The sequence below is a fragment of the Vibrio sp. 1CM23M genome, from assembly GCF_023161755.1.
In the GTDB taxonomy this organism is placed as follows: Bacteria; Pseudomonadota; Gammaproteobacteria; order Enterobacterales; family Vibrionaceae; genus Vibrio; species Vibrio coralliirubri.
Window position 1 is genome coordinate 458,557 of the sequence record NZ_JALNTR010000002.1, and the last position, 25,783, is coordinate 484,339.

22 protein-coding genes are annotated in these 25,783 nt (G+C 41.6%); 3 read left to right on the forward strand and 19 right to left on the reverse strand.

The window, feature by feature from the left end; genetic code table 11:
• Positions 1 to 391: 391 nt before the first annotated feature.
• The 9 genes from MSG35_RS07395 to MSG35_RS07435 all read right to left on the reverse strand — a co-directional run bounded on the left by MSG35_RS07395 (position 392) and on the right by MSG35_RS07435 (position 13,026).
• Positions 392 to 1,609, reverse strand: coding sequence for a hypothetical protein (locus tag MSG35_RS07395; protein ID WP_248383555.1), 1,218 nt, complete (start codon positions 1,607 to 1,609; stop codon positions 392 to 394).
• Positions 1,590 to 2,669, reverse strand: coding sequence for a polysaccharide pyruvyl transferase family protein (locus tag MSG35_RS07400; RefSeq protein WP_248383556.1), 1,080 nt, complete (start codon positions 2,667 to 2,669; stop codon positions 1,590 to 1,592). The genes MSG35_RS07395 and MSG35_RS07400 overlap by 20 nt, the downstream gene beginning before the upstream one ends.
• 4 nt (positions 2,670 to 2,673) lie before the next feature.
• Positions 2,674 to 3,792 (reverse strand): FAD-binding protein, encoded by a 1,119-nt coding sequence (locus tag MSG35_RS07405; RefSeq protein WP_248383557.1) that lies wholly within the window; start codon positions 3,790 to 3,792, stop codon positions 2,674 to 2,676.
• On the reverse strand, positions 3,789 to 5,078 hold the full coding sequence (locus tag MSG35_RS07410) for an oligosaccharide flippase family protein (RefSeq protein WP_248383558.1): 1,290 nt from the start codon (positions 5,076 to 5,078) through the stop codon (positions 3,789 to 3,791). Before MSG35_RS07410 ends, MSG35_RS07405 begins: the two co-directional genes overlap by 4 nt.
• 21 nt (positions 5,079 to 5,099) lie before the next feature.
• Positions 5,100 to 6,341, reverse strand: coding sequence for a UDP-N-acetyl-D-mannosamine dehydrogenase (gene wecC / locus MSG35_RS07415; protein ID WP_248383559.1), 1,242 nt, complete (start codon positions 6,339 to 6,341; stop codon positions 5,100 to 5,102).
• A gap of 23 nt (positions 6,342 to 6,364) precedes the next feature.
• Complete coding sequence (gene wecB / locus MSG35_RS07420; protein WP_248383560.1) at positions 6,365 to 7,489, reverse strand: UDP-N-acetylglucosamine 2-epimerase (non-hydrolyzing); 1,125 nt, start codon at positions 7,487 to 7,489, stop codon at positions 6,365 to 6,367.
• Between the two features lie 1,030 nt (positions 7,490 to 8,519).
• The gene (locus MSG35_RS07425) at positions 8,520 to 10,760 is read right to left on the reverse strand and encodes a polysaccharide biosynthesis tyrosine autokinase (RefSeq protein ID WP_248383561.1); all 2,241 of its coding nucleotides are present in this window, start codon (positions 10,758 to 10,760) and stop codon (positions 8,520 to 8,522) included.
• A 115-nt stretch (positions 10,761 to 10,875) separates the two neighbouring features.
• Positions 10,876 to 11,460, reverse strand: a complete 585-nt coding sequence (locus tag MSG35_RS07430) for a polysaccharide biosynthesis/export family protein (RefSeq protein WP_050645240.1) — start codon at positions 11,458 to 11,460, stop codon at positions 10,876 to 10,878.
• A 144-nt stretch (positions 11,461 to 11,604) separates the two neighbouring features.
• Positions 11,605 to 13,026, reverse strand: coding sequence for an undecaprenyl-phosphate glucose phosphotransferase (locus tag MSG35_RS07435; protein ID WP_248383562.1), 1,422 nt, complete (start codon positions 13,024 to 13,026; stop codon positions 11,605 to 11,607).
• 445 nt (positions 13,027 to 13,471) lie between these two features.
• Here MSG35_RS07435 and MSG35_RS07440 point away from each other — a divergent pair, with 445 nt between their 5' ends.
• Positions 13,472 to 13,711 (forward strand): PAS factor family protein, encoded by a 240-nt coding sequence (locus MSG35_RS07440; RefSeq protein WP_004733935.1) that lies wholly within the window; start codon positions 13,472 to 13,474, stop codon positions 13,709 to 13,711.
• Positions 13,712 to 13,854: 143 nt separating this feature from the next.
• Here MSG35_RS07440 and MSG35_RS07445 read toward each other — a convergent pair whose 3' ends face one another.
• The 4 genes from MSG35_RS07445 to MSG35_RS07460 all read right to left on the reverse strand — a co-directional run bounded on the left by MSG35_RS07445 (position 13,855) and on the right by MSG35_RS07460 (position 18,735).
• The gene (locus MSG35_RS07445) at positions 13,855 to 15,579 is read right to left on the reverse strand and encodes a methyl-accepting chemotaxis protein (protein ID WP_248383903.1); all 1,725 of its coding nucleotides are present in this window, start codon (positions 15,577 to 15,579) and stop codon (positions 13,855 to 13,857) included.
• A 617-nt stretch (positions 15,580 to 16,196) separates the two neighbouring features.
• Positions 16,197 to 16,613 (reverse strand): MarR family transcriptional regulator, encoded by a 417-nt coding sequence (locus MSG35_RS07450; RefSeq protein WP_017059185.1) that lies wholly within the window; start codon positions 16,611 to 16,613, stop codon positions 16,197 to 16,199.
• Positions 16,591 to 17,586: a CDF family Co(II)/Ni(II) efflux transporter DmeF gene (gene dmeF / locus MSG35_RS07455; protein ID WP_248383563.1), complete on the reverse strand. Its 996-nt coding sequence runs from the start codon at positions 17,584 to 17,586 to the stop codon at positions 16,591 to 16,593. The genes MSG35_RS07450 and dmeF overlap by 23 nt, the downstream gene beginning before the upstream one ends.
• Positions 17,587 to 17,862: 276 nt before the next feature.
• Entirely contained in the window at positions 17,863 to 18,735 is an 873-nt protein-coding gene (locus MSG35_RS07460; RefSeq protein ID WP_248383564.1) for a LysR family transcriptional regulator, read from the reverse strand.
• Between the two features lie 311 nt (positions 18,736 to 19,046).
• Here MSG35_RS07460 and MSG35_RS07465 point away from each other — a divergent pair, with 311 nt between their 5' ends.
• Together MSG35_RS07465 and MSG35_RS07470 are read left to right on the forward strand one after the other, a co-directional pair.
• Positions 19,047 to 19,238, forward strand: coding sequence for a hypothetical protein (locus MSG35_RS07465; RefSeq protein WP_248383565.1), 192 nt, complete (start codon positions 19,047 to 19,049; stop codon positions 19,236 to 19,238).
• A gap of 165 nt (positions 19,239 to 19,403) precedes the next feature.
• Positions 19,404 to 20,663 carry an adenylosuccinate synthase gene (locus tag MSG35_RS07470; RefSeq protein WP_248383566.1) on the forward strand — a complete coding sequence of 420 codons (1,260 nt, stop codon included), beginning with the start codon at positions 19,404 to 19,406 and terminating at the stop codon, positions 20,661 to 20,663.
• A gap of 73 nt (positions 20,664 to 20,736) precedes the next feature.
• Here MSG35_RS07470 and MSG35_RS07475 read toward each other — a convergent pair whose 3' ends face one another.
• The 6 genes from MSG35_RS07475 to MSG35_RS07500 form a co-directional block, all read right to left on the reverse strand.
• A complete protein-coding gene (locus MSG35_RS07475) occupies positions 20,737 to 21,678 on the reverse strand; it encodes a sensor domain-containing diguanylate cyclase (protein WP_248383567.1) in 942 nt (313 codons plus the stop codon).
• A 130-nt stretch (positions 21,679 to 21,808) separates the two neighbouring features.
• Complete coding sequence (locus MSG35_RS07480) at positions 21,809 to 22,447, reverse strand: OmpA family protein (RefSeq protein ID WP_248383568.1); 639 nt, start codon at positions 22,445 to 22,447, stop codon at positions 21,809 to 21,811.
• Positions 22,448 to 22,455: 8 nt separating this feature from the next.
• On the reverse strand, positions 22,456 to 24,012 hold the full coding sequence (locus tag MSG35_RS07485) for a TadE/TadG family type IV pilus assembly protein (protein ID WP_248383904.1): 1,557 nt from the start codon (positions 24,010 to 24,012) through the stop codon (positions 22,456 to 22,458).
• A gap of 10 nt (positions 24,013 to 24,022) precedes the next feature.
• A complete protein-coding gene (gene tadF, locus MSG35_RS07490) occupies positions 24,023 to 24,580 on the reverse strand; it encodes a tight adherence pilus pseudopilin TadF (protein WP_248383905.1) in 558 nt (185 codons plus the stop codon).
• Positions 24,570 to 25,052, reverse strand: coding sequence for a TadE family protein (locus tag MSG35_RS07495; protein ID WP_248383569.1), 483 nt, complete (start codon positions 25,050 to 25,052; stop codon positions 24,570 to 24,572). Before MSG35_RS07495 ends, tadF begins: the two co-directional genes overlap by 11 nt.
• The gene (locus MSG35_RS07500) at positions 25,039 to 25,776 is read right to left on the reverse strand and encodes a tetratricopeptide repeat protein (RefSeq protein WP_248383570.1); all 738 of its coding nucleotides are present in this window, start codon (positions 25,774 to 25,776) and stop codon (positions 25,039 to 25,041) included. The genes MSG35_RS07495 and MSG35_RS07500 overlap by 14 nt, the downstream gene beginning before the upstream one ends.
• Positions 25,777 to 25,783 lie beyond the last annotated feature (7 nt).

A 25,783-nucleotide genomic window follows, 5' to 3' on the forward strand; every position in this document is an offset into this window, starting at 1 on the left:
ACTTCCTCCTTTAACACAACGGGCTCTGCTATGGCCGTGTTAATCCCAATAAAAAACGACCAGATAATATAGATTGTTCGATTGAGCCGAACTATTTATGTTCAAGATTTTCACCTAAGTTCCACCTAAGGTAACAGATCGCATTAATTTAACGGTTCCTTACACCCTGACCGATAACAATACCTATTGGTAGAGCAATTAAATTAATAATATAACCTTACTCACGGATCAATTTTCATTTTAACCAAAAGTAAATTAACACACTAATTAAGCCGTGGAAACATCTGAAGTCTTATCTAATAAAACCGTTTCATACTCTGTAAATAAAACTAAAAATAAGCGAAGTTGATAGCATAACTTTTAAGAGCAAACTTTGCTTTCTTTCAAAACTTTACATTTTATTATAAATCTTAGACTCTCGTTTTGCAGTGTTAAAATAGTATTTTCCATTTATTCTAGCTCTTATATAAAAGTAATATGGCATATACATCCAAAACTTAAAGGTAGGATAGAAAAACAAACACACCAAGAACAAGATAACTGCTCCTTTGTAGTGAAAATCTTCTTTCTTACTTTTAAAGAAAAGCCTAATGCTATCAAATAGCAGAAGCGCTATACCTAGAAATCCTAATTCAAAAAATACTACCGGAACTTCGCTACCATCACGCCCCCCCGGCTTTGCTTCAAAAACCAGTGCCGAAAGCCTATTAGGAACAGCAATCGTAGCCCATGCCCCAACCCCCTGACCAAATACAAATTTTTCAAACCCTTCGTGCACTTGGTGGTCAAAAGTTCTGATTAGAGGGACTAGCCGAGAGCTATGGTTCAAAATACTACTTTCAATGTTTAAATTTCTGTTTTGTGTACTTTTAATATTACCTCTGAATTCATAAGTAAATAGAAAAAAACACACTAAGACAAGGCACATTAACCCGCCTTTTAACGGTTTTTTCCTTAAGTAAGGAAATGAGTAAGTCAACACCAGAATGCCCAGTGGCGCTAAAGAACCATTAACAAGGAATACAAATAAAGTCAGAATACAAAGTAGTTTTTGTTTTTTTATTACTTCAATAGGGTCATTGCCAAACAATAAAAATGTATTAAATGCTAAAGCTATTGCGAACCAGTTCGGTTCGAGAAAAAAGCCTCGTAATCGCTCTGATACAGAAAAACCTTTTTCATAGTGCTCTGGGTCTATAAAAGTAATTTGATATCCCAAAGTTTTATACGCTAAAAACTGTATCAGCCCGCTAAAAATCATCAGATATTGAAATTTTTTAACAAAAGAGAAATCAAAGTATTTCTCTGTATATGAACAATAGACCATTACGTTAATTGAAACCAACAAATACAAGAGTAATACGGCTCCGCCTTCAATTTTGGTAAACAAGAAACTGAATAAAAACCAAATAGAGAAGAGTAATAAAACCTTATTAACTGATAAAGTGGCAGGTATGACTTTAGGATTATTTACCAACAGAACACAGTTAAATAGTAGTATCCCTATAATGCCTAAGTGAAATTGAACCCCAGCATTAATCTTTAATGCTGAGTCAAGAGCAAATGACAAATAAATAATTAGTACTAAGCTACTTATTTTGAATTTCATTGGACAAAGAGCTCAACAGGTATGATTTGGATTCAGAAACGATTCGTTCCAACTTTACATTAACTAATTCATAGTCAATTTCCGGCAATTCAGAAATGTTACTCTCTGGATTAATCATTTGTTCAATAAGTTCTACGTTCTCTAATAAAGTCACCTGCCTACTATTCAAATTTTCAACTACATGAGGGATGAATAAAAAGTTCTTTTCAAAATTAACGGAGAATGCAGTACCATGAAAAGAGTTCGTCACAACGTAAGTTGCTTTTTTAATAAATGAAGCCCATTCAGAAGGCCCTATATCTAGGATATTCTGATCCGCGGCTTTTATAGGCTTTGCTCCTATGTGAATGATAGGAATATTAGTTAACTTCTTAAACTCTAATACTCTATCGTTAAATTTTTCCAGCATCTCACCAGAACCAACTACATATGTAACAACATAAGGTGTTTCGGGAACTCTTGTACTGTCGAACACTTCTGAGTAATCTTTAATCAACAAGCATGGATCGACTACGACTTCAGGTTTAGAACTTGGTACAATTTCTTTAACATCAGCAGCCAATACCGCCTCTCTCGTTCCGATATTATCAAATTTAGATAGTACACTTTCTACACTTTTAGCACTTTCAGAAATACGAATACTTCCAGCACTTGCTGCATATGCGATACGCTTTGTTTCTGTTGGTGCGAAGTCTAAGAAATATGTAGAGTCAAAGTTATTGCCTGTTAATTTATAGTTCCAAATCTGATCACTGCCGCAAACTGCTGCATGCGCTACAGGAAGAGTTTTCAAGCTATTCTTTGTTAAATAAGTTTTAGGAGTTAATTTCATAAACTTATTTCTAAACTCACTAAATTTTTTGTATTTCTTAATTTTATCTAGTGTTTTTTTAATACCTTTTGCAGGTCTGCAAGTTTGAATCAAAAAATAAGAAGGCGCATAATCAAGAACTTCTACGTCGTACCCTTCCTCTTGCAAAAAGCGCATTAAAGCATACGCCTGTAAAACAGCACCGTAGTTCAACACTCTTTGAAATGTAACCGTATAAACCTTTTCCATTTTACTAACCATTTACTACAACCTCTGGTTCGATCTTTACACCAAACTTTTTGTATACATCGTCTATTATTTTTTTTGCGACCCCCCATATTTCATCACCAGAGGCTCGGCCATGGTTCAAAATTATTAATGGGCGATTAACTTCAACACTCACATCACCTACTCGCTTTCCATTCCACTCACAAGAGCGTATTAAATCTCCAGCTGAGATTTTTAAGTGATTATTATATAGAGGATACGAATTTATTTTTGGATCTATTTTCAATATGCGCTCGAATTCAGTCACTTCAACTATTGGATTTTTATAGAAGCAACCAACATTACCTATTTTTTTAGGGTCGGGCATATTCCTACTTCTTATATACTTAACAATACTTCTCTTTAAAGAATTTGGAATAATGTCTAACTTCAACACATCTCTCATATAATTGAAATTCATTTTCAATTTCCAATTTGTTGAACTACCAATTCTTAACATTTTAAAACATAGTGGAATCAGTTTGAAAGTTTGAGTGTAGGCTTCCTTCAAGAAACTAAAGAAACTCAATCTATTCAAACGACCGAAACTAGACTTGTTAAGCTTAAACTCCACAGCATAAACTAATAGCTCCTTTTCTCGCTTAAAAACACTATCTCTATAAGAGAATTCGCATTGCTGGTTGCTAAGTACAACTTGACGTCGATTTTTTAAATCATAACAAAGTACTGAGTGAATAACTTCTGACACTTCTGTTCCATACGCACCTATGTTTTGGACAGGGCTCGCGCCTACATTCCCTGGAATTAGCGTCAAATTTTCAAGGCCTTGCCAGCTTTTATTAACACTATAGTTTACAAAGTCATCCCAATTCATACCAGCAGCAACACGAACAATGACTTCATCGTTATTCTCCTTCACAACTTCCACCGTTTTAGATTTGGGATGAATAACTAAGCCGTCAAAATCACTACGAAAAAGGACATTACTCCCTCCACCTAAAATGAAGAAAGGCCCGAGGCTATTCGTATCACATTTAATAAAATCATCTAGTTCTTGAATTTCAATAAAGCTGAAATATTGTGAACACATAACATTCACGCCGAAGGTATTAAAACTTTTTAGACTGAACTTATCCTGAATCATCTTTGAATACCATCTTTTAAAATACGAACTGCATTAGAGATTAGCACTTGAAGTGAACTAATCTGTAAGAAAAATAGTCTTTTATATGACAAAATAAAATAGTGAGCTATAAAATTTGCGAACAGCAAACCTAACAGCGAAGAAAACGCTGCTCCTTCCATACCATAGATGGGAATAAAGTAATAATTAGCAAACAATGTAATAGCACATCCTACTATACTTTTAATGTACACCATTGACTGCGTGTTATTTAAAATTATCACCTGCCCAGCAGATGCACCTAACGATATAAGCATGGGTGATATGGAGAGAATCGCTAATACGTCACTAGCACCTTTAAAAGCTTCCCCATATATTAAATATATGAGCGAATTACCGGTAACAAACATTAAAAATGACATTAATATGCCTATTAGCACAACTATAGACATGAATTTTCTTTCAAAAATATCACAATCCTGCCTGCCCCTAAATAATTTTGGCGCGAGCGTTTCCGAGACTACTATTGGTACTAGGCAAAAAATAACCATTATATTAGTCGCGCTCGCGTATATTCCAGCCGTTTCCGCGTTTATCAAATTTTTAACTAAAATAATATCCAAGCGCTGGAATAAAATCATAGCAGCCCCAGATAAAACAAAGGGTGCTGCGCTAATAGTTAGAGATTTTACTACTCCCCAACTACAACTAAAATTAGATATGTTATTTGAGAATAAATAAAACAACACTAAAAATATCGATAAAAACAGGAAGTCCAACCCTCGAATCGCAACCAAATACTCTAATTCTAATCCTTTCATAGCAACAGGAATAAAAATTGCGAGCGTTGCCAGTGCAGCTATAACCTCACACTTTGCAATAAATACATTCTTTTCGATTGATATAAAATAGGCTCTAAATAGCCTCGGTATTTTATATAGATAAACCATTGAATAGACCATTATCGAAATTGATAACGTTGGATCGTTTTCAAATTTGTTGAAAATGAAAACAACTAAAATACCAACAAATGCAAAAAAGACATTTATAGCTAGTGCAGAACCCAACAAAACACTTTTCTGGTGTGTTTTCGCCGACAACTCCCGGACTAGAATAGACTGCAACCTAAATTCCGCAAGAACAGCAACAATCGAAATTAAACTTGTTATATATACAAAATTTCCAAATAGTTCAGGACCATAGACCCTCGCTACTACTAAGTTAAAGAATATAACTTTTGTACCTTCAACAAATTTTGCTATAAGTGCAAATAGTTGATTAAAAGATATAAGATCCGAATATTTCATTGTGAAGTGTTTCTCGATGTTTTATAAAATACCGCGACTATCAATAACAACTTTTTTAGCAAGTTTTGTTTTATCTGCACTCTTAAACTGCTTGTGATCTACAAGTACAACAACAATATTTGCTTGTTCTAATGCATTTTCTAATGACGCAAACTCAACACCATTGGAATTGAGTTTGCTTGGCAATGATTCAACGTTAGGTTCTACAGCTACTAGCTTTCCTACATCGCGTTTAGCTAGCTCTTCAACAATTTTTACTGCTGGACTTTCTCTCAGATCATCGATATCAGCTTTAAAAGCTAAACCTAAACAAGCAATAACTGGACGCTTAAACTCATCAGCCGCTTTCACCACTTGATCGACCACATATTGTGGTTTAGCATCATTAGTTAAACGAGCTTGCTTAATGAGGCGTGCTTCTTCTGGGCAGCTATTCACAATAAACCATGGGTCTACTGCTATACAGTGACCACCAACTCCTGGACCAGGGTTAAGAATGTTCACACGAGGGTGGCGGTTGGCTAGCTTAATTAGTTCCCATACGTTGATTTTCAGTTTGTCGCAAATAATAGACAGCTCATTGGCAAACGCAATATTTACGTCACGGAACGAGTTTTCGGTTAGTTTTGCCATCTCTGCCGTACGTGAGTTTGTAATAATACATTCACCACGAACAAAAGTTCCATATAGCGCTTTTGCTCGCTCTGAACATTTTGCAGATATACCGCCAATTACTCGGTCGTTTGAGATAAGTTCTTGCATTACATAACCAGGTAGAACTCGCTCTGGACAGTGCGCGACTTGAACATCTGCGTTGTCACCGACTGATTGTGGGAAAGTAAGATCTGGTCGAACATCCGCTAACCAAGCAGCTAACTTCTCAGTAGCACCGACCGGAGAAGTTGATTCTAGGATAACAAGGTTACCTTTTTCTAAAACAGGGGCAATTGCTTTAGCTGCTGCTTCGATATAAGACAAATCTGGCTCATGGTCATCACCTTTAAATGGTGTGGGTACCGCAACCATGAATGCATCTGCTTTTTCAGGTGTAGTAGTCGCTCGCAACTTTCCAACATTAACGGTACTTCGAACAGCAATATCAAGATCCGGTTCAACAATGTGGATTTCACCTGCATTGATTGTATCGACTGCGTGTTGGTTAACATCTACGCCAATAACGTTGATTCCACGAGAAGCGATTACCGCTGCTGTTGGTAGGCCAATGTAACCCAAGCCAATTACTGAGATTGTTTCAAAAGACATGTTCATTCCTGATATTTAAATTTTTATTTAGCTAGCGTTTCTATAATTCTGAAGCACGCTTCACCATCACCATACGGGTTATGGGCAAAACTCATCGCGGTGTACGCATCTTCATTTGTTAACAGTTGAGTTAATGACGATGAAATACGTTCTACCTCTGTCCCTACCAATTTCACTGTTCCCGCCCCCACAGCTTCTGGACGTTCAGTGGTGTCTCGCATCACTAATACCGGCTTCCCTAGCGAAGGCGCCTCTTCTTGGATACCACCGGAATCTGTAAGGATGATGTGTGCTCTGTTCATCAAGTAGATGAATGGAAGGTATTGCTGAGGTTCAATCAACTGCACATTATCGATACCACTTAGAATTCGATTTACGGGTTCACGTACATTTGGATTTAAGTGCATTGGGTAAAGGATTTGAACGTCTTTGTGTTCTTTAGCCGTTTTCGCTAGCGCTTCACAGATACGTTCAAACCCACCACCAAAACTTTCACGTCTGTGTCCTGTTACAAGAATCAGTTTTTTGTTCTTATCCAAATATGGGAATTGGTTAGCTAGCTCTTCGTTTAACTGTTTATTAGTATCAATTTTGTTTTTCACCATCAAAAGCGCATCAATAACGGTGTTGCCAGTAACGAAGATATTGCTTGGTTCGAAGTTCTCTTCTAAAAGGTTACAGCGTGACGTATCTGTTGGTGCAAAATGATAGTTAGTCAGCACACCGGTAAGACGCCTGTTTGCCTCTTCTGGCCAAGGCGAGTAAATATTGCCTGTACGTAAACCTGCCTCTACGTGCCCTACTTTGATTTGTTCATAGTAGGCAGCCAAACTTGCTGCGAAAGTGGTTGCAGTGTCACCGTGTACTAGAACCACATCAGGTTTGAACTCTTGCAATACAGGTTTAAGTTCTTGAACGATACGTGCTGTTATATCGTTCAATGTTTGACCTTGCTTCATGAGGTTAAGGTCGTAATCTGGATTGATTTCGAATAGCTCTAATACTTGATCAAGCATTTCTCGGTGTTGGGCTGTCACACAGCATTTTGATTCGAAACGTTCGTCATTTGATAATGCGTGAACCAATGGCGCCATTTTGATCGCTTCTGGTCGAGTACCAAATACTGTTAGAACTTTTTTTTTGTTCATTTTAATTACACCAATAGGTACTAGGTACCAATTTAAGTTAAAATTTTTGCTTTGTTACCACACTGTCCACCCTTGATGTTTTGGCTCAAGGACAGGGACTTAGAACAGATTCCCTATCACGTTCGTTCCTCACTGTAGGGAATGACGTGTATGTTGTCGTTGCTCGCTATGGGCATGACTGATTCGGGGGTCTCAAACCCAAAAGCGAGATTCCCTATCACGCTCGTTCCTCGCTGTAGGGAATGACGTGTGTGTTGTCGTTCCTCACTATCGAGAGTGACGTATGTTGTCATTGCTCGTTGTGGGCAGACTGATTCGGGGATCTCAAACCCGAAGCGAGATTCCCTATCACGCTCGTTCCTCGCTGTAGGGAATGACGTGTATGTTGTCGTTCCTCACTATCGAAAGTGACGTATGTTGTCACTGCTCGCTGCAGGCATGACTGATTCGGGGGTCTCAAACCCAAAGCGAGATTCCCTATCACGTTCGTCCCTCACTGTAGGGAATGACGTGTTTGTCGTTCCTCGCTATCGGGCGTGACTAAATCGGGGATCTCCGACCCAAAAGCGAGATTCCTTATCACGCTCGTTCCTCGCTGTAGGGAATGACGTGTGTGCTGTCTTTCCTCGCTAAGGGGAATGACGATTCCTGCATAATAAGGCTACTTTTGATACGCTACCGCCCTTAGGTTTCAGCCCCTAATCTGCTATCAATTTTCTAATTTTTCGTTGTTTGGCTTTGTGCTTTTAGCTAACTTGGTCGTCATAACGATTGAAGCTAATGGGCTTCATTCAGACCAGTTTTTTAGCCATCACGTTATGGTGTGTGATTTTATTGCGTATTTAGTACGCTGTAAAGGGTTTATTGCGTATCTGGTACTTTTTGCTGTTATGATTGTGTCCTTGATTGTAAATATCAAGACAACATGCTGAATTCATTACTAAATGAATTCAGTTGTACAGATCTAAAAAGGCCAAGCTGTTTCCAACTTGACCTTTCACTGCGGTGTTACTTGAACTGTATTGCTTAGTTAAACGGGTTGTTTCGCTAGGTGGTTGTCACCATAGCTTCCGTAGTAACCGCCATAGCCAGACTCGTTCTTTAACGCTTTTTCAGTGACTTGGTTAATCACGATGCCATCTATCTTTATGTTGTGTGTCATAAAGCGGCCTAGCGTGTTTCTTACACTTGCAAGGCGTGTGCTGTTAGCTTTTACTACAACGGTAATTGAGCCCACCAAACGGCTTATTACTAGGCTGTCGGCAACAGGTAACGTTGGTGGTGTATCGATGATTACACGGTCGAACTGCCCGTCTAGCTGGTCCAACATTTTAGCGAATGCTTCTGATGTTAAAAGCTCTTGTGGGTTTGGCGTTAACATACCTGCAGGTAAAATCGTTAGGCCTGACTTCTCGTCTTTGTATAAGCAGTTTTCTAATGCGTCGCCCATTAGCAAGTGGTTAGTAATGCCCTGCTGGAACTTCTTCAAACCAAAACGTTCTGCTACTGCGGGTTTACGTAAATCCGCATCGATAAGTAATGTACGTTCTACTTGTGCATACGCCATCGCTAAATTGATAGACGTTGTGGTTTTACCTTCGCCCGGTAATGAAGAGGTAATTGCTAGTCGCTTACTGTTTGATTGCATTTTCGATAACGTCAATGCAGTACGAATTGAACGAACTGATTCGCTGAAGGAATTAGCTTCTTTCTCAAAATACAGTGCTTTGTCTAACGCTTTCTTTTTGTATTTCTTCATCGATACTTTTGGTAAGCCGCCCAATGGGATTAAACCAAAGCGATCTTCGAACGTTTTTACTGATTCAACGGTATTACGGAGTGCGTCTAGCAGGAACACCATCACAACCGCAAAGCCAAAGCTTGCGACGAATGAAAGCGCAATGATTAACCCTTTCTTCGGTGCCGCAGCTTTTTGTGGGATCATCGCGTAGTCAGTAAAGCGTGCGCTTTCTGCTGCAAAGTCGCTGGTTGCTGAAGTCTCTTTTTGACGCGACAGGAACAAATTGAAAACGTCACGGTTGGTTTTTACTTCACGCTTTAACGCTTCAAATTGACGCTTTTTAACTGAAATAATCTGGTAAGCATCTTTATTTGATTTCAGCTCTGCTTTTAGTAAGCGCTCTTGTTGCACTACCGATTTAAGCTCTTGGTCAATGCCATTAACCAGCTCTTTTACCACTGCTCTTATTTGGTTATCTAAAGAACGTACCTTTGCGGTCGCAGCCTTCATGTCTTCGTGAGCAGGACCATAGCGCTTAGCTAGTTTGCTGAGCTCTTTATCCGCTAAGATCTTTTGCTCTTTTAGAGCCAGAACTTGAGGGTGCTTAGATACAAGTGGAATAGTAATAAACGCTTCTTGAGTTTTACCTTGTGCCGCTCTTAACGTACTGTAAGAAGATTCAATTTCGATTCTTCTATCTGTAATCTCTGTTAAACGTGTGGTTAAGCTACTGATTGTCGATCGAGCTTGTGCATCAATACCGCCCTCTACACCACTGTCATCAACCAGTTTTTCTTTAGCAAGAAAGTCCGTTAGAGCCGTTTCAGAGCTCGACAGTTGTTCTTTTAGTTCTGTTAGTCGGCTGGTGATCCAGTGTGATGCTTGTTGTGTCGCACCTAAGCTCGCCTCTAGGTTTAGGTTGACGTATTCCTCACCTATTGCATTTGCAATTACCGCTGCTAGTTTTGGATCTTCTGATTCAAAGCTGATGTTAACCAACTGAGTTTTTCGGATCGGAGAAATCGTTAAGCGCTCTTTAAACGCATCCAGTACCGACTGGCGAATTGCTTCTTGAGCATCTTCTTCGGTTATTGGCGTATTGTCACGATACGCGTCAAACACAGGTAGAGATTTCACTGAATATACAAGTTGTTCCTTCAGCGACAACTCTGGGTCCAATGACGAGTTGAATTCTAGCTTATTAGTTAAACCTAGCTTGTCGATCACACGCTCAGCGATTTGGTTCGACTTTAAGATCTCAAATTGAGTTAGATAATACTCTTTTTGATTTGAATCGATGCCAACCACTTCTTCAATTGAAACGGCTTTCTTTTGCTTCGATTCAATCAATAGCGTTGCGGTCGCTACGTATTTTGGCGTTAGTGCGAACACCACTAGCGTGGTTAAAATAGTGATAACCAAGGTGAACATGGTTATCTTCAACCAGCTTTGTTTGATAAGCTGGAAATACTTTCCGAGATCGATGATCTCTTCACTATTCGTATTATTTTCTTTAGAGAGCAATTGCATAGCGAGTTGTATTCTCAATAGATTTAAATGGGTAATTGTTAGACTCTGGCTAAAGGTCTAAGGCCTTCGGTTTCACTGCTTGAGCTATTAACTCACAGCTAAAAAATATTCACGTTTACCAGAACGAACCAATAACATGCAGTGTGTCACCCGGCTGTATCTTTTGATAAAGCGCAACTTCATTTTCAGTATCGCTTTCAAACGCTTTTGTTAACTGTTCAGAAGTGTAACCTTCGTATTCACCTGCTGACGTTAGGTAAACCTTTGCGCTACGGCGGTATTTCGTTAATACGCCACCAGCCAACGAGATTGCTTCTTGTACAGTTAGTGCTGGTTCATATTCGTAACCGCCCGGTTTATTCACTAAGCCGTTTACGTAAATATTGCGATATTGGACGATCGAAACATTAACTTTAGGATTGATTAGCACGTTACCTTTCAATCCATCAGTGATTTCTAATTGAAGTTGCTCTAGTGTTTTACCACCTAGCTTAATTCTCCCTAGGTACGGGTAATCAACTGTTTCGCGGTTATCGATTTTTAGCTCTTCAATTGAAAGGTTTTCTTCGCCATATACGGTGATACTGATGGTATCGCCCGCGGTTAATGTGTAAAGAATTGGTGCTGGCTTTGCATTGCTAACTGCTGATGTGAACAGGGTTAACATCACAATCAATGAACCAAGTAGCTTTTTAAACATGTGTTTGCTCTTATTGTTTGTCATTGGTAATCGTTTTTCATTCGTGAATCAGTAATTGAGTAAGCAAGTCGACCTGATGTTGAAAGGTCAGTGACTCTTTGTTCCGTGACTCGCGTTTACGCTTGTCGCATTTTGTTAGGGCGATCAGTAAGCCGCTTTGCCTACAAAGCCTTTGAATACCGTCATCACGATGATTTTAATATCTAACCAAAGCGACCAAGTTCGAATGTATTTCAAATCGTATTCCACACGTTTTTCCATTTTGTCTAACGTATCGGTTTCACCTCGATAACCACTGACTTGCGCTAAGCCAGTTATCCCCGGTTTCACGTTATGACGAAGCATGTATCTACCTACAATTTGACGGTATTCCTCATTGTGTGCGACCGCATGGGGACGAGGGCCAACGATCGACATTCGCCCTTGCAACACATTGATAAATTGGGGTAATTCATCAAGCGATGTTCTACGGATGAATGCACCAAATTTAGTGACTCGAGGGTCATCCTTCGTTGCTTGTTTCACCACGGCACCGTTATCTTGTGTGCTCATTGAACGGAATTTCCAAATCAGAATTTCTTCTCCATCTAGGCCATAGCGTTTTTGCTTAAAGATCACTGGGCCTGGCGAACTTAACTTCACGCCGATAGCAACGGCTAACAATACCGGCGATATCATCGCCAAAATAAGCGTCGAAAAAACAATATCTTCCATACGCTTGATGCTGCTTCTTACGCTGTTAAACGGCGTATCGTGCACACTTACAGTCGCGACACCGTTAATGGTTCTCCAACGAGATTGCACGAGATTAAACGTTTGTAAGTTTGGCACCACGTATACACGGGCGTTTGAATCAGAAAAACGATCTACCAAAGCTTTTGTTTTTTGGCTTCCTAACGGGTGTAACGCAATGAACACATGTTTTAACTGTCTCGATTTTGCTAAAACCAGTGCTTGTTCAATATTGCCTTTGACTGGATAAGCCACAGCTCCATTAGACGAAGTCGTTGTTGGTTGGTTAATGTTCTTTTCTGCGTCATCGTAAATACCTTCAAATGTTAAAATTGAACCTTTTTGATCTAGCGCTCCGGCCATGTGATAACCCGTTTGCGTCGCTCCGATGACGATGGCTTTGTTCCTATACTGACCTTGAGCAAACATGCCTGTTTTAGTAAATCGTTCCAGTGCCCTTGCCGATATCATGAAATAAGGTACGGCCATAGACCAAATCGCGATAACTACACGTGAATGGTCTTCCGAACGCTTCGCAAAAAAAGCGATCATTAGAATGACAAGAATCGTCATTCCCCAACACAAGGTCAGTCTCTGAATTTTTTGAAACGTTGTTGTGAAGTCTTGGTTTCGATAAAGCTCAAAAACTTGTGCGAACAACAAGTGAAGTACACAACCTAAGCTTGCAAGGGTGACGTAATCCTTTGATACGTTACCAATATAAAGCCAACTTGCGCCCGTTAATGTCGCGACGATAATGAGCAAATCCAGCATCTTATGAGCGACTACACTTTCGTACTCACCATTCTGTACTTGGTATTCTTTTGAAATCATTGTTTCAAAGCCAGTTTGTTATAAGCCATTAATTTTGAAAGTGATTAGTCGAACAACTGTTGCTTTTAGTAGCACCTGATTCACTGATGATTCAGGCTGTGATTACTGCTCTACTACTTGTTTATAATGACTAATACAGAAGCGCAGTTGCCGTTGCTTACTTTCTTCCTTTCGGTCACTGGGAGTAAACTTAATTTCACTCCTACTTAGACACTTTATAATTGGCTGAAATATTAATGCGTATTTGGTACGCTGTAAAGATATTATTTGTACTTGGTACGTAATAATATTGAAAGTGTAGAAAAGACCGCGATCTCAGGGTCTGCTTTGAAAGCAGTATTAGGCTTCCCTCAAAACATTAATAATATTGTATGACTTATATCACAGTAAAAGAATACGAAAAGATTATAAAATAAGCGCCTCCCACTTAATGATAAAGAGACGAATGAACACTACCACCACTCTTGTTTATGACACTTTGAAAAGCCTTGCTGCTCACGCTCCTGAGCAACATGCCGAGATTCGCCAGCGTTTATATGAGCAGTTGAGCCTGCCATTTAACAAGCAGCTCTCGTTATACGCTAATGTGCTTGGTCCTATCAGCTCAGGTAAGTTAGCGGGATGCGACAATATTGATAAAGCGGTTGAACTGGCACTGGATGTGCTGGAAGGCCGAAATAAGTAACTCCCCTTTAATGCGTAACATAACGGCCCAGATCTTCCCCCAGATCGGGCCGTTTTTTATTCTAGTCATTTATCTAGTTGAATTTCAGACACAAAAAAGGCGCAGATGATCCACGCCTTTTGTTTTAGTAAGTTCTATGTTGTTTACGAAGTCTTGAACTGCGCGACCGCTTGGTCCATATCGTTCGCTTGCTCTGCTACCTTGTCCACTTCAACTAAGCAATGCTGCGCCGAAGCGTTATTGTCGTTCGAGATAGTGTTCAGCTCAGTGATTGAGTCGCTTACTTGCGCCATTACTGCGCCCTGCTCTTCAATCGCTGAGGCAATACGCTCTGAATTACCTTGGATGCTTTCCATATCGCTCAAGATAAGTTGCAAGCTTGCATCCAGCTCTTCTGAATCTTTAAGTGTTAGTTGGCCTTGTTGATTACACTCGCCAATCTCTGTCATCGACGCCTGCATCTGGCTTTGAATTGCACTAACCACTGAAGTTATCTCTGTGGTCGATTGGTGTGTTCTGCTTGCTAGTGCGCGTACTTCATCGGCAACTACCGCAAAGCCACGACCTTGTTCACCCGCACGTGCTGCCTCAATGGCTGCGTTCAATGCCAATAGGTTAGTTTGTTCTGCAATGCCTTGGATGATGTTTACTGCATCGCCGATTTGGTCAACATGGTGGTTCAGTGAGCTGATCGAATCTTGGCTGCTTGAAAGACGTTCAGACAACTGGGTGATGTTGCTGATGGTTTCAACCACCACTTCACGTCCTTTATCCGCATTCACTTTCGCTTGATGTACACCTTCAGCCGCAACCGATGTGCTTTCTGAGATCTCTCCAATGGTGAGTACCATCTCTTGCACTGACGTTGTCATGGTTGAGGTGTGATTTGCTTGAACTTCAAACTGTTTGATTACTGACTCTAGCTCATCATGCATGTTTGATGTGCTTTGTGTCAGTTGCAGTGACTTAGATTGAGATGCCGCGATTAAGCCCTCCAACTGATCAAGCAATTGGTTGAAGTATTGGCCTAGCGTGCTGAGTTCGTCTTTACCATCTAGGTGCGAACGAATAGACACATCGTTTGAATTAACGATATTACGGATAACCGAAAGCAGTGACTCAATTTTGCCAATGATAGAACGGACGATTAACCAGCTGAACAGAATGATCGACACAAGTAGTGTGACGCAAAGGATGTTGTTGATCAGCGATAGTTTGTCCATCTCTTGCTGCGTTTGTTGGTCTAACACCGCCGAGAACTCTTTAAACTGAGTCTCAATAACGTGTGAACCAGAACGCGCTTCGCCTAGCAGGCCTTCGTTATGCTTCAAACCGATCACGCGCTTTTGCTCAACCACTTGGCGAGCAGCGTCAATCAAAGCCGCTGAGCTACTCATATTCGAAGTTATAGAAAGAACACTCGGGTCAAACTCCCCCTTCTCAATTAAGTCATTGAACAGGTAAAGCTCAATTTTTTGTTCAGCACTGGCTGTCGCGCTGATGTTATCGAGCAAAACATGAAACTCGCCTAGCAGGCCTTTGTCACGTGCTAGCCCATAGACTTCGCTCGCTTTTACTAGGTTAACAAAGCTGGTGTGGTAAGTTTCGATGTCTTCACGTAGGTGTGTGCTGTTGGCTAAACCTAAATCACTGAGCACTGTATCTAGTTCGGATTCAGACGCTAAGAATTTGTTGTAATTTACGTCGAACTTGTCGAGGTATTTCATATCACTACGCAGTAAGAAATCTTTCTCGTTACGGCGAAGGTTGAGCAAACGCACTTCAAGTTCCTTGGTTATTTGTTTGGCTTCGCTCATTTGAGCGGTGGTGTCTGCAAATTGTGATGTGGTAAACAGCAGTGAAATCATGCCGAAGATGGAGAACATCCCCAACGAATAGAGCTTTTTCTTTATGTTCATATACGTGGCTCGTCTTTACTAAATTAACTATGAATATCTAAATAAATCGCATCAAAGAATGGATAACCAACTTGCGCGACCTGATTATTGTTATGGTTTTTATATCGATAATGAGCGTCTAAAACTGTGGCTTCTAAGTCCACTAGCTATGACGTTCTTAATTGCATTTAAACAGCAAATGAAACAGCCAACTAAAGTTAAATTTATCAATAACACAAATTTATTACATGTACATTAGTTGAATGATAAAAGTGAGAGACAGCTATTTGACGGAGCGTAAAGGCTTGAACACCTTGCTATGTAAGGCTTTGAATTAAAACACTTTGGGCGATTATTGACCTTAGGGTTAGAAATGACACTTTTTTGGCTCATCAGAGGAGCAAAAACGAAGCGCAATATTGGAGGTTTTGACTTGATTTTTAAACGGTGAATCCATCGATTGGTCATTGTACAGTCGATCGTAAATGGTAAAAAAAATGGACCTACTCAATTCGAGTCAGGTCCATTTTTGGATTTCTTAATCAATCGCTTTGCAGCTAATAATTAGAGTGCGAACTTAACTCTGACTAAAACGCTTTCACCATCTTGGTTAGGCACTTCAATAACACCGCTTTCTCGTCTTCTTCGATGTCTTGCGTCAGCTCATTAACCAAATTCAAGTGAAGCTGGTTATGGTGGACGTGGATCTTCTGACCTTCATCAGTTAATGCCACCACAATTGCACGACGGTCCGTTGGGTGTTCATGGCGTTCAATTAATTCGGCTTTAACCAGCTTTTCGATTTGAACGGTAAGTGTGCCCGTGGTGATGCCCAACTTTTCAGCGAGCTCTTTCATTCTTAACGCGCCATGCATACCAAGTACTTCAATGGTGTGTACTTGAGCCAGGGAGTAACCCGTCTCTTTGACAACAGACTGCTCCCACGAAGACATTTTATCGTAGAACTCAGTCAGTATTTGGTTAAGCTGTTCTATATTTCGCATGGTCGTTTGAATGCACTTCAAGAGTAAGATGATTAATCTTATCAAACTTGGCGAGCATTTGTTTATATTCAGAGACGGTTTTATCACTGTTTGATTCAAGAGTAATCGCTGCTGAATAGTGATGCCCACTCACCTTCCACATATGGAAATCGGTGACCGATGCATAGGGCGTTAAGGTTTCTGTCACTGAGTCACGATAATTTTGGTCGATATTCTCATCAAGTAGGATTGGACTGGTTTGTTTCATAAGGTTCATCGTCCACTTGGCAATCACGAATGCGCCAACCATTCCCATTGCTGCATCTAACCAGTTCCAACCGTAAAACTTACCAAATAGCAGCGCGACAATCGCAAGAAGCGAAGTTAGAGTATCCGCCAACACATGCATGTAGGCTGCGCGTAGATTGTGATCATGATGGTGTCCGTGATGCTCGCCATGTTTATGACCATGGTCGCTATCATGATCATGGCTATGTGAATGACCGTGATTCTTACTATGATTGTGGCCATGTTCGTGTCCGTGATCATGATGGTGATCACCAAGTAAAAACATACTCACCAGATTCACAGTTAAACCGATACAGGCAACGATGATCGCTTCATTGAACTGAATCGCTTGTGGGTTAAACAAACGATGCACCGATTCCACCAGCATCAACAATGCCACAATCCCCAATGCAATCGCGCTGGTGTAGCCCCCTAGCACACTGACTTTACCAGTACCGAAAGAGAAACGTTCGCTCTCGGCATTTTTCTTCGCATATCGGTATGCAAATAAGGTGATGCCAAACGCCGCTGCATGCGTCCCCATGTGCCAACCATCGGCAAGTAACGCCATTGAGCCGTAAATAGTACCTGCAACGATTTCGACAACCATGGTAACGACGGTCAATAACAGGACATAGAACGTGCGTTTCTCACCTTGACTGTTATGTGAAGAAAAGTTGTGTTGGTGGCGTGTTGGAAAACTCAAAATGGCGTCCTTAGCTGATGTTTGTGGTTAGATTATCGTTGTTAATAAAAGCCCTTTGATTGACAAGTAATTTGACAATCAAAGTAATTAGTTCAAATTTAGTTTGATTATCAAAGTTTGTCAACGATGAATTTTGAAGCTCTGATTTGCGGGACGAATAGTTAATGGTGAGCGCTAGTTTCTTCCAAAGATTATTGATTCAGTAAAAACTGGGCTTTTCAGGGACAAAAAAGCCCACGCGAGGTGGGCTAATTCAATCAAACTCAATGATTGTATTTATTTGTTTTGCAATGAAATAATCTCATCATTCACCCACCCTAACAACTGCTTAGTCGCTTTCGACAAGACTTGGTTCTGCCTAACAATATAACCGAGGCTGGTGCTCGAGAAGTTGGTCAATGGTGTCACTTTTGAATTCAGATGATGTTTGGTTGATACCGCGAACTCCGGGACAATAGCCACACCAAAGCCGGCTTCTGCCCAGTCGATTTGAGCGTCGACACTCCCTACTTCCATTACCCTGTAATTGGGGAGATTAAGACTCGGTAATCCTTCATCAATGAAGTCACGCGTTCTCGTATCATGACCCAGTAGAATCAATGTGAGCTCTGCATCAGAGTCTTGGATATCAAACCCATCGCCAAGCGCACACCAAGAAAGCTCTTGCAGCTTAGTGAAATACAATGACTCGTTGTGCTGCTCTTTGGCGATAACAAAACCAATATCCGCTTGAGCATTTTTAACTAAACTCGATGCCTGATATGAGGTGGTATTCAAGAGCGTAAGGTCAATACCGGGATACTGCGCTTTAAACTTCTGGAACGGGCGAATTAGCAAGAATCGAGAAATAATATCGCTCACGGCAATGGTTAACGTCCCTATTTTAAGGTCGTTAATGGCATTGAGATCAGCCTGACAAATCTGCAGTTCGAGCAGCGTTCTTTGGCTTGTTTCCAATAGCCGTTCACCCGCTTGAGTCAATTGAAATGGGCTTCGCTCTATCAACTTAATGCGTGTTTGTTGTTCTAACTGTTTCAGATGCAAACTCACATTAGGCTGCGTCATGTGCAATGCATTGGCCGCTTTCCCGAAATGCTTATATTCCGCTAGCGTCACAAACGTCTTCAACAAATTAATATCGAGCATCATGTCCTCTCTCTCGTGTCACTTATATCATTCCCTAAAAATGAAGAATGCCCTTCCGTCACTCCCTTCTGTGCGGAATATCCTCACATCGTCATTCCCTAAAGTGAGGAACGAACGCGATAGGGAATCTCGTTTGTGGTTTGAGATTCCAGATACCTCGTTCCTCGGTTCTGGAATGACGCCAAGAAACCGAGTCGACTTTAGGTTCGTCACTTCCAGTTGTAAGGTACTGCAATCGCGTCACTCTCTACGACGAATTACACCCCACCCCGTCATTCCCTACAGCGAGGAACGAACGCGATAGGAAATCTCGCTTGTGGTTTGAGATTCCAGATTCTTCGTTCCTCGGTTCTGGAATGACGGTTGTTTTTAAGTTTTTGTACCAATTATCGTCATTCCCTGCAGTGAGGGACGAACGTGATAGGGAATCTCGCTTGTGGTTTGAGATTCCTGATACCTCGTTCCTCGGTTCTGGAATGACGGTTATTTTGAAGTTTATCTACTAATTATCGTCATTCCCTACAGTGAGGAACGAACGCGATAGGGAATCTTGTTTGTAGATTAAGACTTTAAGGATATATGGAATCCTTATCAAGATAATAAAGATAATTAATTTCTCTTATCCACCTTGTAGGCCTAACATGATTTCTCAATCAGTTAGGAGAAAAATTATGCCATCTATCGTTGTTGTGGGCGCAAACTGGGGTGATGAAGGCAAAGGCCGCATCGTCGATTTTTTAGCAGACCAAGCTTCTGCTAGCATTCGTTTTCAAGGCGGAAACAATGCGGGTCATACTGTGGTAAATGACTTCGGTACATTCAAACTGCACCAACTACCTAGTGGTATTTTTAATCCTGATTGTACAGCGGTTCTTGGCCCTGGCATGGTGATCAGCCCAGCTGCGCTAACTCAAGAGATTGCAGAAGTACAAGCGGCTGGCATCAAAGTGAAAATGGCGATCTCCGATCGTGCAACACTGTGTCTCCCTTTACACGCTCTTGAAGATACGCTTGAAGAAGAGCGTTTGGGCGATGGTGCTTACGGTTCAACACGTCAAGGTATTGCACCTGCTTACGGCGATCGTGTAATGAAGAAAGGCATTCTTGTTGGTTGGCTAAATCAACCTGAGATTTTGGAGCAGCGTATTCAATTCCTACTTGATTGGAAGATGCCTCAACTTAAAGCTCTATACCCTCAGTGTGACTTCTCTCAGACTGCTTCTGAAATGACAGAATGGCTACTTGAGGTGACTAAAGCTTGGCGCCCGTTCATCTGCAACGTAACTGAGCCGCTTAAAGCACTGCAATCACAAGACGCAAACCTACTGTTTGAAGCTCAGTTAGGCGCAGGTCGCGACCTTGTTTACGGTGAATACCCTTGGACAACGTCTTCGAATGTAACCGCAGCTTATGCAGGCATTGGTAGCGGTTTACCTGCCCTTCGCCCTGAACGCGTTATTGCTGTTGCTAAATCATTCAGCTCGTCTGTTGGTACTGGCACGCTTGTTACGGCAATGGAAGAGCAAGACAGCTTCCGCGAAAGCTCTAACGAATACGGTGCAACAACAGGCCGCCCACGTGATATGGGTTACTTCGACGCGGTAGCAACTCGCAACGGCGTTGACCTACAAGCCGCGACTGAAATCGCACTGACTAAGATTGATTGCCTGTCTGGTTTGTCTGAACTTAAGATCTGTACTGCTTACTCAGGTGAGCATACTGAGAACCCAATTTGGCCACAAACGGCTGAGCTAAAACCTGTATATGAAGATATGGCTGGCTGGGATGAAGACATCACGGGTTGCCGCACGTTTGAGAGCCTTCCTCAAGCAGCACAAGATTACGTTACTCGTATCGAAGAGCTAATGGGCGTGCCAATCGTGATGGTATCGGTAGGTCCAGAGCGCGAACAAATGATCATTCGCGCATAGTTTAGAAAGATATTACACATACATCTACATCTAAGCCCACGCTCGTGGGCTTTTTTACGCCTGTCACGAACATCTAAATCTTGTTTTTCTTATTGAGGTACATGTTTTCATCGGAGGACTTTATTAGATTAATGATATTGAAACTTCGGGAATCTGCCGTACCACAACCATATGAAAAGCCGAGTGAAACCTCATCATCACAACGAAAGCCTTCAATGAAATCATGGAATTCAGCGTGAATTTTATTGACCAACTCACGAGCAAAACCCGGTTCTTCTGAGTGTATGACGACAATGAATTCATCACCGCCGACTCTCGCCGATATAGTGTTGTACTTTGAATTGTTTTTAATGCATGACGCAAAGCCAGATATGTAATCATCACCTTTGAAGTGACCATACGTATCATTGATGTATTTCAAATTATCCAAATCAAAATACAAACAAACAACCTCTCCATCGCTGATGTTTGCTTTGTTGAATTCGTGGAAGAATCCCCTTCGATTAAGCAGCGTTGTCATGATATCAAAATGACTATTCTTGTATAAAATCCGGCTCTCTTCTTTTAATAGAATTTCAGAACGCAATAGAGTCGATATGTTTTCAATCAAGCTAACTTGGCTCTCGGTATACGCTGTTGGGCTTAAATCAAACACCAAGAGCACCGCAAACACTTCGCCATCGATATCTCTTACCGGGACGCCACAAAACGACTTATAAGCATCCGCCCCATTCGCAGAAACGGAATCACCCCCAGCATGACCACTCAAATAGACCGTGCGATTTTCGTTATGCACATACTCACAAAAGAGGCTAATTTTGCTCTTATGTTGGTTACACGATATGTTTGAGGAGCTCCACACACTCTCAGAACCAGAGCAACTCAAATCAGAGATCATGATGATGCCCGCATTCGATGCGTCCATTATGTCTCGTATGTTATCCAATATAGATACCCAAGTATCGACATCGATATTTCTTTGCATCCCTTCAGAAGAGAACTTATCAAAAAGCATTAATATTTCTTTAGTATCAGATAGTTAAACTTAATCGAATATTCATTAGTATACGTTGTAACAAAAATCCCAAGAGCGACAATCTAGGACGGTTATTACCTAGTACTAAGCAACAACCAAACCCTACATCTTAATTTTCTAATTCAGTGGCATCGTTCGCAGAGACCCAAATCTCTGAGCGTCTATTCTTGGCTCTACCCTCTAACGTTGCGTTGGACGCAATAGGTTTACTTTCACCAAATGAGCGTATAACAAGGCGATTCTTTTCTACACCATCCGCGATTAAACCATCCGATGTCGTCAGTGCTCTTTGAAGACCCAATGCTTGGTTATAACCTTCTGCGCCGGTGCTGTCAGTGTGTCCATCCACCGTAATCGCACTGCCGTTAGCCTTTAACTCGCCTGCAAGTTGGCTCAGTGCTTTGCTACCCATCGGCGATAAGTTGTGTTGGTCAAAACCAAAATGAAGACGGGCCAACAATCCTTGACGCTCTTGGTTACTGATCCAAGTCTTACAACCGGATTGATTGGTACTTAGATTAGATTGACCTGCCAAGGCTTGTTTTAACTCACTGCTATCAGACTGCTGCTCAATTTGTAAAAAGCCCTGTCTGTGCTGCGCGATACCCACGACATCATCAACCCTAACACTATGTTGATATTCACTGAACGCAGTGTCGCAATAGACATTGATGCCTTCTTCCGCATGGGCGATAAGGCTAAATTGCAATGTCGATAAGACGATTGAGCTGACCATAAACTTTTTCATATTTTCCTCTAGTACAACTTAGTGATTCCGCTTGTTTTTGAGCCTTTACGGATGAGTTCTTCTATTTTTTCAATCAATTCATCGAGGTTAGATACATCGATGATGTCTTCATTGGAATCCACAACACAGTCTTGAAAACCACTTTGTTGAGACGCTCGAAAATCGATACCAATAACACCTATGTATAAGCCGGGTATCTCCTCTCTTGCTTTGTCACACATGCCTCTATCGACAAGTCCTTTGAGGATGCCGTTATTAGGGCTCTCTTGCCCGTCGCTCAAAATCAGTAGCATCTTGATTTTCTTGTTGTAAGCTTGTTGTTCTTCTTGAACGGAACTGTTCGGGTCACCATCATGGAGAACTTGAGAGCCCCTCAAAATGCCCTGAAACGCCGCTGTACCTCCATCTGCCCACATCGAGTTAATCGGGTCTAAATCTGAGAGCTTGTTCGATAGGCGAATGTTCGAAAACTGCGATGAATTGGAAGAACCATGCGCGTTAAATAGCTTTGTTCCACTCACACCATAGAAATCAGGCTGCAGCCCCGACTTGTCAGTAAACATCGTCGATACCGAACTAGGGAAATCAACGTAGTTGTAGACATCTGCAACCAAGTAATTATCTTGATAGATCACATCCTGAATGCGTTTTGCGTACCGTCGATTGTCCGCTTTTGGATTGGGACAATATGATTGCCAATTCGCACAGTTGATCACCTGATTCTGCGAATACGTACGCCAGTAATCCCAGTCAACATCGTTGTAGGAATATGGTGATACATTCGTTTTATAGTTGTCTTTGTAGCTCAACTGGCTTGTAGCCCGCGCTTGATTTCCCGAGACGATTTCCCTCGTTCGAACGTTAAAAGGCACAAAGCCAACTCGGTTAAGCAGCTTGTCTCCGGTTGTGTCTTCTCCCGGCTCGTCACAAACGTATTTCCACTCGCCATCGACATAGTCTTGGTCAATCGACGTACAAAGGATCTTGTTTGATATTTCGTAGATGGCCGTTTTCAAATCGTCGATTTTTTTATGTCGATTTGAACCCCATCGCTCATCCATAGAACCAGAAAAATCCGACACAAAAACAATGTCGATGTTGTTATCACCTAAGTAAACCGGGTACTTTCGAGCTAACGAACGCCCCGCCAAATCTTGCTGCTGATCAAATGAAGGAATAAAGCTGCTCGCGAACCAAGAGTCGTGCGTGGTCTTGGCATTCACTGTGTATTGAATGTATTCAAGAACCCCAGCGCCCTCATCTTCCGCTTGATGGAACCGGTCTGCAGAGAGGTTGGTTGATTTAATGTCTCGCACGTAGTTTTCGACATATTTTGTTGCTAGCCTACCAGCCTGATCTTGTTGATCTTCAATGGTCACCGCTATCGCCGCCGCCTCTGCTGAATCCCTTAATCGGCTGGTCTCTTGAACATAACGTGTGCCTTCAACCGCCCAAAAAGTCATACCCATGATTGGCACGAGCAATAAGCCCATCCAAACCGCAGCTACCCCTTGCTGTCTTTGAAGACTGAGATGATGGCGACTGATATGGCGGTCATGCTGCATTTTCATTTCACTACCTCCCAGGCATTATTGAAGATGAGCCAATCTTAACCGTGGTACTGGTGCCACCGTTGAAGAAGGGTTTGAACCAAGAACTTTGCTCTTCACAAAGGCTGATTCGATACAGTGGATAAACAACTCCCTTCTCTACCGGAGCTAGATCTGCATGCGCGAGAATCGAATCCGTTTGGCAATTTAAACTTCTATATTTGCTCGATGTGAACTCAGCAACATTCGTTTTATTGGTCAACGACTCAATCTTGATCGCCACACTGTCTACTGGTGTATTGAGCATTCGGCTTGCCACTTTCGTCATATCTAATAGCTCAGTGTTAGTCACGGCTAAGTTCTTTCCTGCCAACACATCGGCTTCAAAATAACGAGTACGCTCTTTGATAACATTGACTAGGGCAAAGCTGGATCGATCAAGCTTGGCGCGGGCGAGTAATTGATAGCTCAAGTCCGCTCCAAACAAATAAACGCCCCATAAGGCCACAAGAATGAAAACTAGCTCAATGGTGTACGAACCTTGCTGGCGCCTCTTAGAAAGCACACGTTGTTTACGGAACATCATCTTCCCACCCTTCGTGTTCTAAGTTCAAAACCATGGTGCGTGAAATATCTCTGTCAGCGGCACCGGTGAGTTTAATCACAGGTGTATAACGATAAGTCACCGTCATTTCGGCTAAGTCGTAATTGAAGTTCAAGCCTTGATCAGAATGTCCTCTGTTCGCGATAAAATCGTCATAGGTTTTGAAGTACTGACCGGCGATGGAGAACCGTGAGCTATCAATTAGAAAACTCCATAGATTGTCATCGTCTTCAATTAACGATCTGAACTTGTTCTCGTACTGTTCGTTGATCCCTTTGCCTTCATAGATTTTGGTATTCCTGATGGTTTCTCTGAGCGAATACTCGGTCATGTTCACGACATAGATCTGGTAACTCGATTCGAAAATCGCAAAGGTAGCGAAAAACAGAACAAGCGCACCCAACACAAACTCAATCGCCGTGACTCCTTTCTGCTTGTTAAGACGCTTCATCGTTAACTCCTAGTTGAGTTAATTCAGCGGCAATGCTCTGGACCTCTTCTGCTGAGAAATCGCTTTTAAGTAACTTTTTGGCCGAATCGATTTGCTGAGTTTTCATCAGCGCGATAGCCAGGTTTGCTTTTACGATTTTATTTGCCGGGTCTTCTTTTAAGACTGGGGCTAACGTTTCGATCGCCTGTTGATACTCGCCATTGGCCATTTGAATCATCGCAATGTTGTTCTTAATAACGACATCGTCGTAACCACGTAAACGTGCTCGGTTGAGCTCTTGGTACGCTTCGTTGAATCTTCCAACTTTGGTGTATGACACGCCGAGTAACACGTGAATTTGACCCGTAGTATTCCCCGCATCTACTGACGCCATATAAGCAGCAATGGCACTTGCAACGTCATTTTTTGCATCAAACACTTGTCCTTCTAACTGATACAAGTTGGGATTTTCAACCCCCTCTTTTTGCAAGTGTTGAACATAGAAGTCAGCCGACTCGATATCCCCTTTATGGAAATATGCCCAAGCCAGTTTCTCTTTTACCTCTGGGTCTTCGGAGCCTTGCGCTAACTCAGCCTTGTAATAGCTAATGAGGCCGTCATAGTTGTTCACTTTTTCCATGCTAGCGACGTCGGCAAGCTGCAAGTCTTGTTGTGACGGTGCTGATTGACAGCCCGCCAACACACTAAACGCTAACCCAATGAGACAGATACGTTTTCCAATCACTGGTAAC

What these genes read in the sequence shown, in the direction of transcription:
- MSG35_RS07395 (WP_248383555.1), bottom strand. Translation starts at nt 1,609, where the DNA reads ATGAAATTCAAAATAAGTAGCTTAGTACTAATTATTTATTTGTCATTT.
- MSG35_RS07400 (WP_248383556.1), bottom strand. Translation starts at nt 2,669, where the DNA reads ATGGAAAAGGTTTATACGGTTACATTTCAAAGAGTGTTGAACTACGGT.
- MSG35_RS07405 (WP_248383557.1), bottom strand. Translation starts at nt 3,792, where the DNA reads ATGATTCAGGATAAGTTCAGTCTAAAAAGTTTTAATACCTTCGGCGTG.
- MSG35_RS07410 (WP_248383558.1), bottom strand. Translation starts at nt 5,078, where the DNA reads ATGAAATATTCGGATCTTATATCTTTTAATCAACTATTTGCACTTATA.
- wecC (WP_248383559.1), bottom strand. Translation starts at nt 6,341, where the DNA reads ATGTCTTTTGAAACAATCTCAGTAATTGGCTTGGGTTACATTGGCCTA.
- wecB (WP_248383560.1), bottom strand. Translation starts at nt 7,489, where the DNA reads ATGAACAAAAAAAAAGTTCTAACAGTATTTGGTACTCGACCAGAAGCG.
- MSG35_RS07425 (WP_248383561.1), bottom strand. Translation starts at nt 10,760, where the DNA reads ATGCAATTGCTCTCTAAAGAAAATAATACGAATAGTGAAGAGATCATC.
- MSG35_RS07430 (WP_050645240.1), bottom strand. Translation starts at nt 11,460, where the DNA reads ATGTTTAAAAAGCTACTTGGTTCATTGATTGTGATGTTAACCCTGTTC.
- MSG35_RS07435 (WP_248383562.1), bottom strand. Translation starts at nt 13,026, where the DNA reads ATGATTTCAAAAGAATACCAAGTACAGAATGGTGAGTACGAAAGTGTA.
- MSG35_RS07440 (WP_004733935.1), top strand. Translation starts at nt 13,472, where the DNA reads ATGAACACTACCACCACTCTTGTTTATGACACTTTGAAAAGCCTTGCT.
- MSG35_RS07445 (WP_248383903.1), bottom strand. Translation starts at nt 15,579, where the DNA reads ATGATTTCACTGCTGTTTACCACATCACAATTTGCAGACACCACCGCT.
- MSG35_RS07450 (WP_017059185.1), bottom strand. Translation starts at nt 16,613, where the DNA reads ATGCGAAATATAGAACAGCTTAACCAAATACTGACTGAGTTCTACGAT.
- MSG35_RS07460 (WP_248383564.1), bottom strand. Translation starts at nt 18,735, where the DNA reads ATGATGCTCGATATTAATTTGTTGAAGACGTTTGTGACGCTAGCGGAA.
- MSG35_RS07470 (WP_248383566.1), top strand. Translation starts at nt 19,404, where the DNA reads ATGCCATCTATCGTTGTTGTGGGCGCAAACTGGGGTGATGAAGGCAAA.
- MSG35_RS07475 (WP_248383567.1), bottom strand. Translation starts at nt 21,678, where the DNA reads ATGCTTTTTGATAAGTTCTCTTCTGAAGGGATGCAAAGAAATATCGAT.
- MSG35_RS07480 (WP_248383568.1), bottom strand. Translation starts at nt 22,447, where the DNA reads ATGAAAAAGTTTATGGTCAGCTCAATCGTCTTATCGACATTGCAATTT.
- MSG35_RS07485 (WP_248383904.1), bottom strand. Translation starts at nt 24,012, where the DNA reads ATGCAGCATGACCGCCATATCAGTCGCCATCATCTCAGTCTTCAAAGA.
- tadF (WP_248383905.1), bottom strand. Translation starts at nt 24,580, where the DNA reads ATGTTCCGTAAACAACGTGTGCTTTCTAAGAGGCGCCAGCAAGGTTCG.
- MSG35_RS07495 (WP_248383569.1), bottom strand. Translation starts at nt 25,052, where the DNA reads ATGAAGCGTCTTAACAAGCAGAAAGGAGTCACGGCGATTGAGTTTGTG.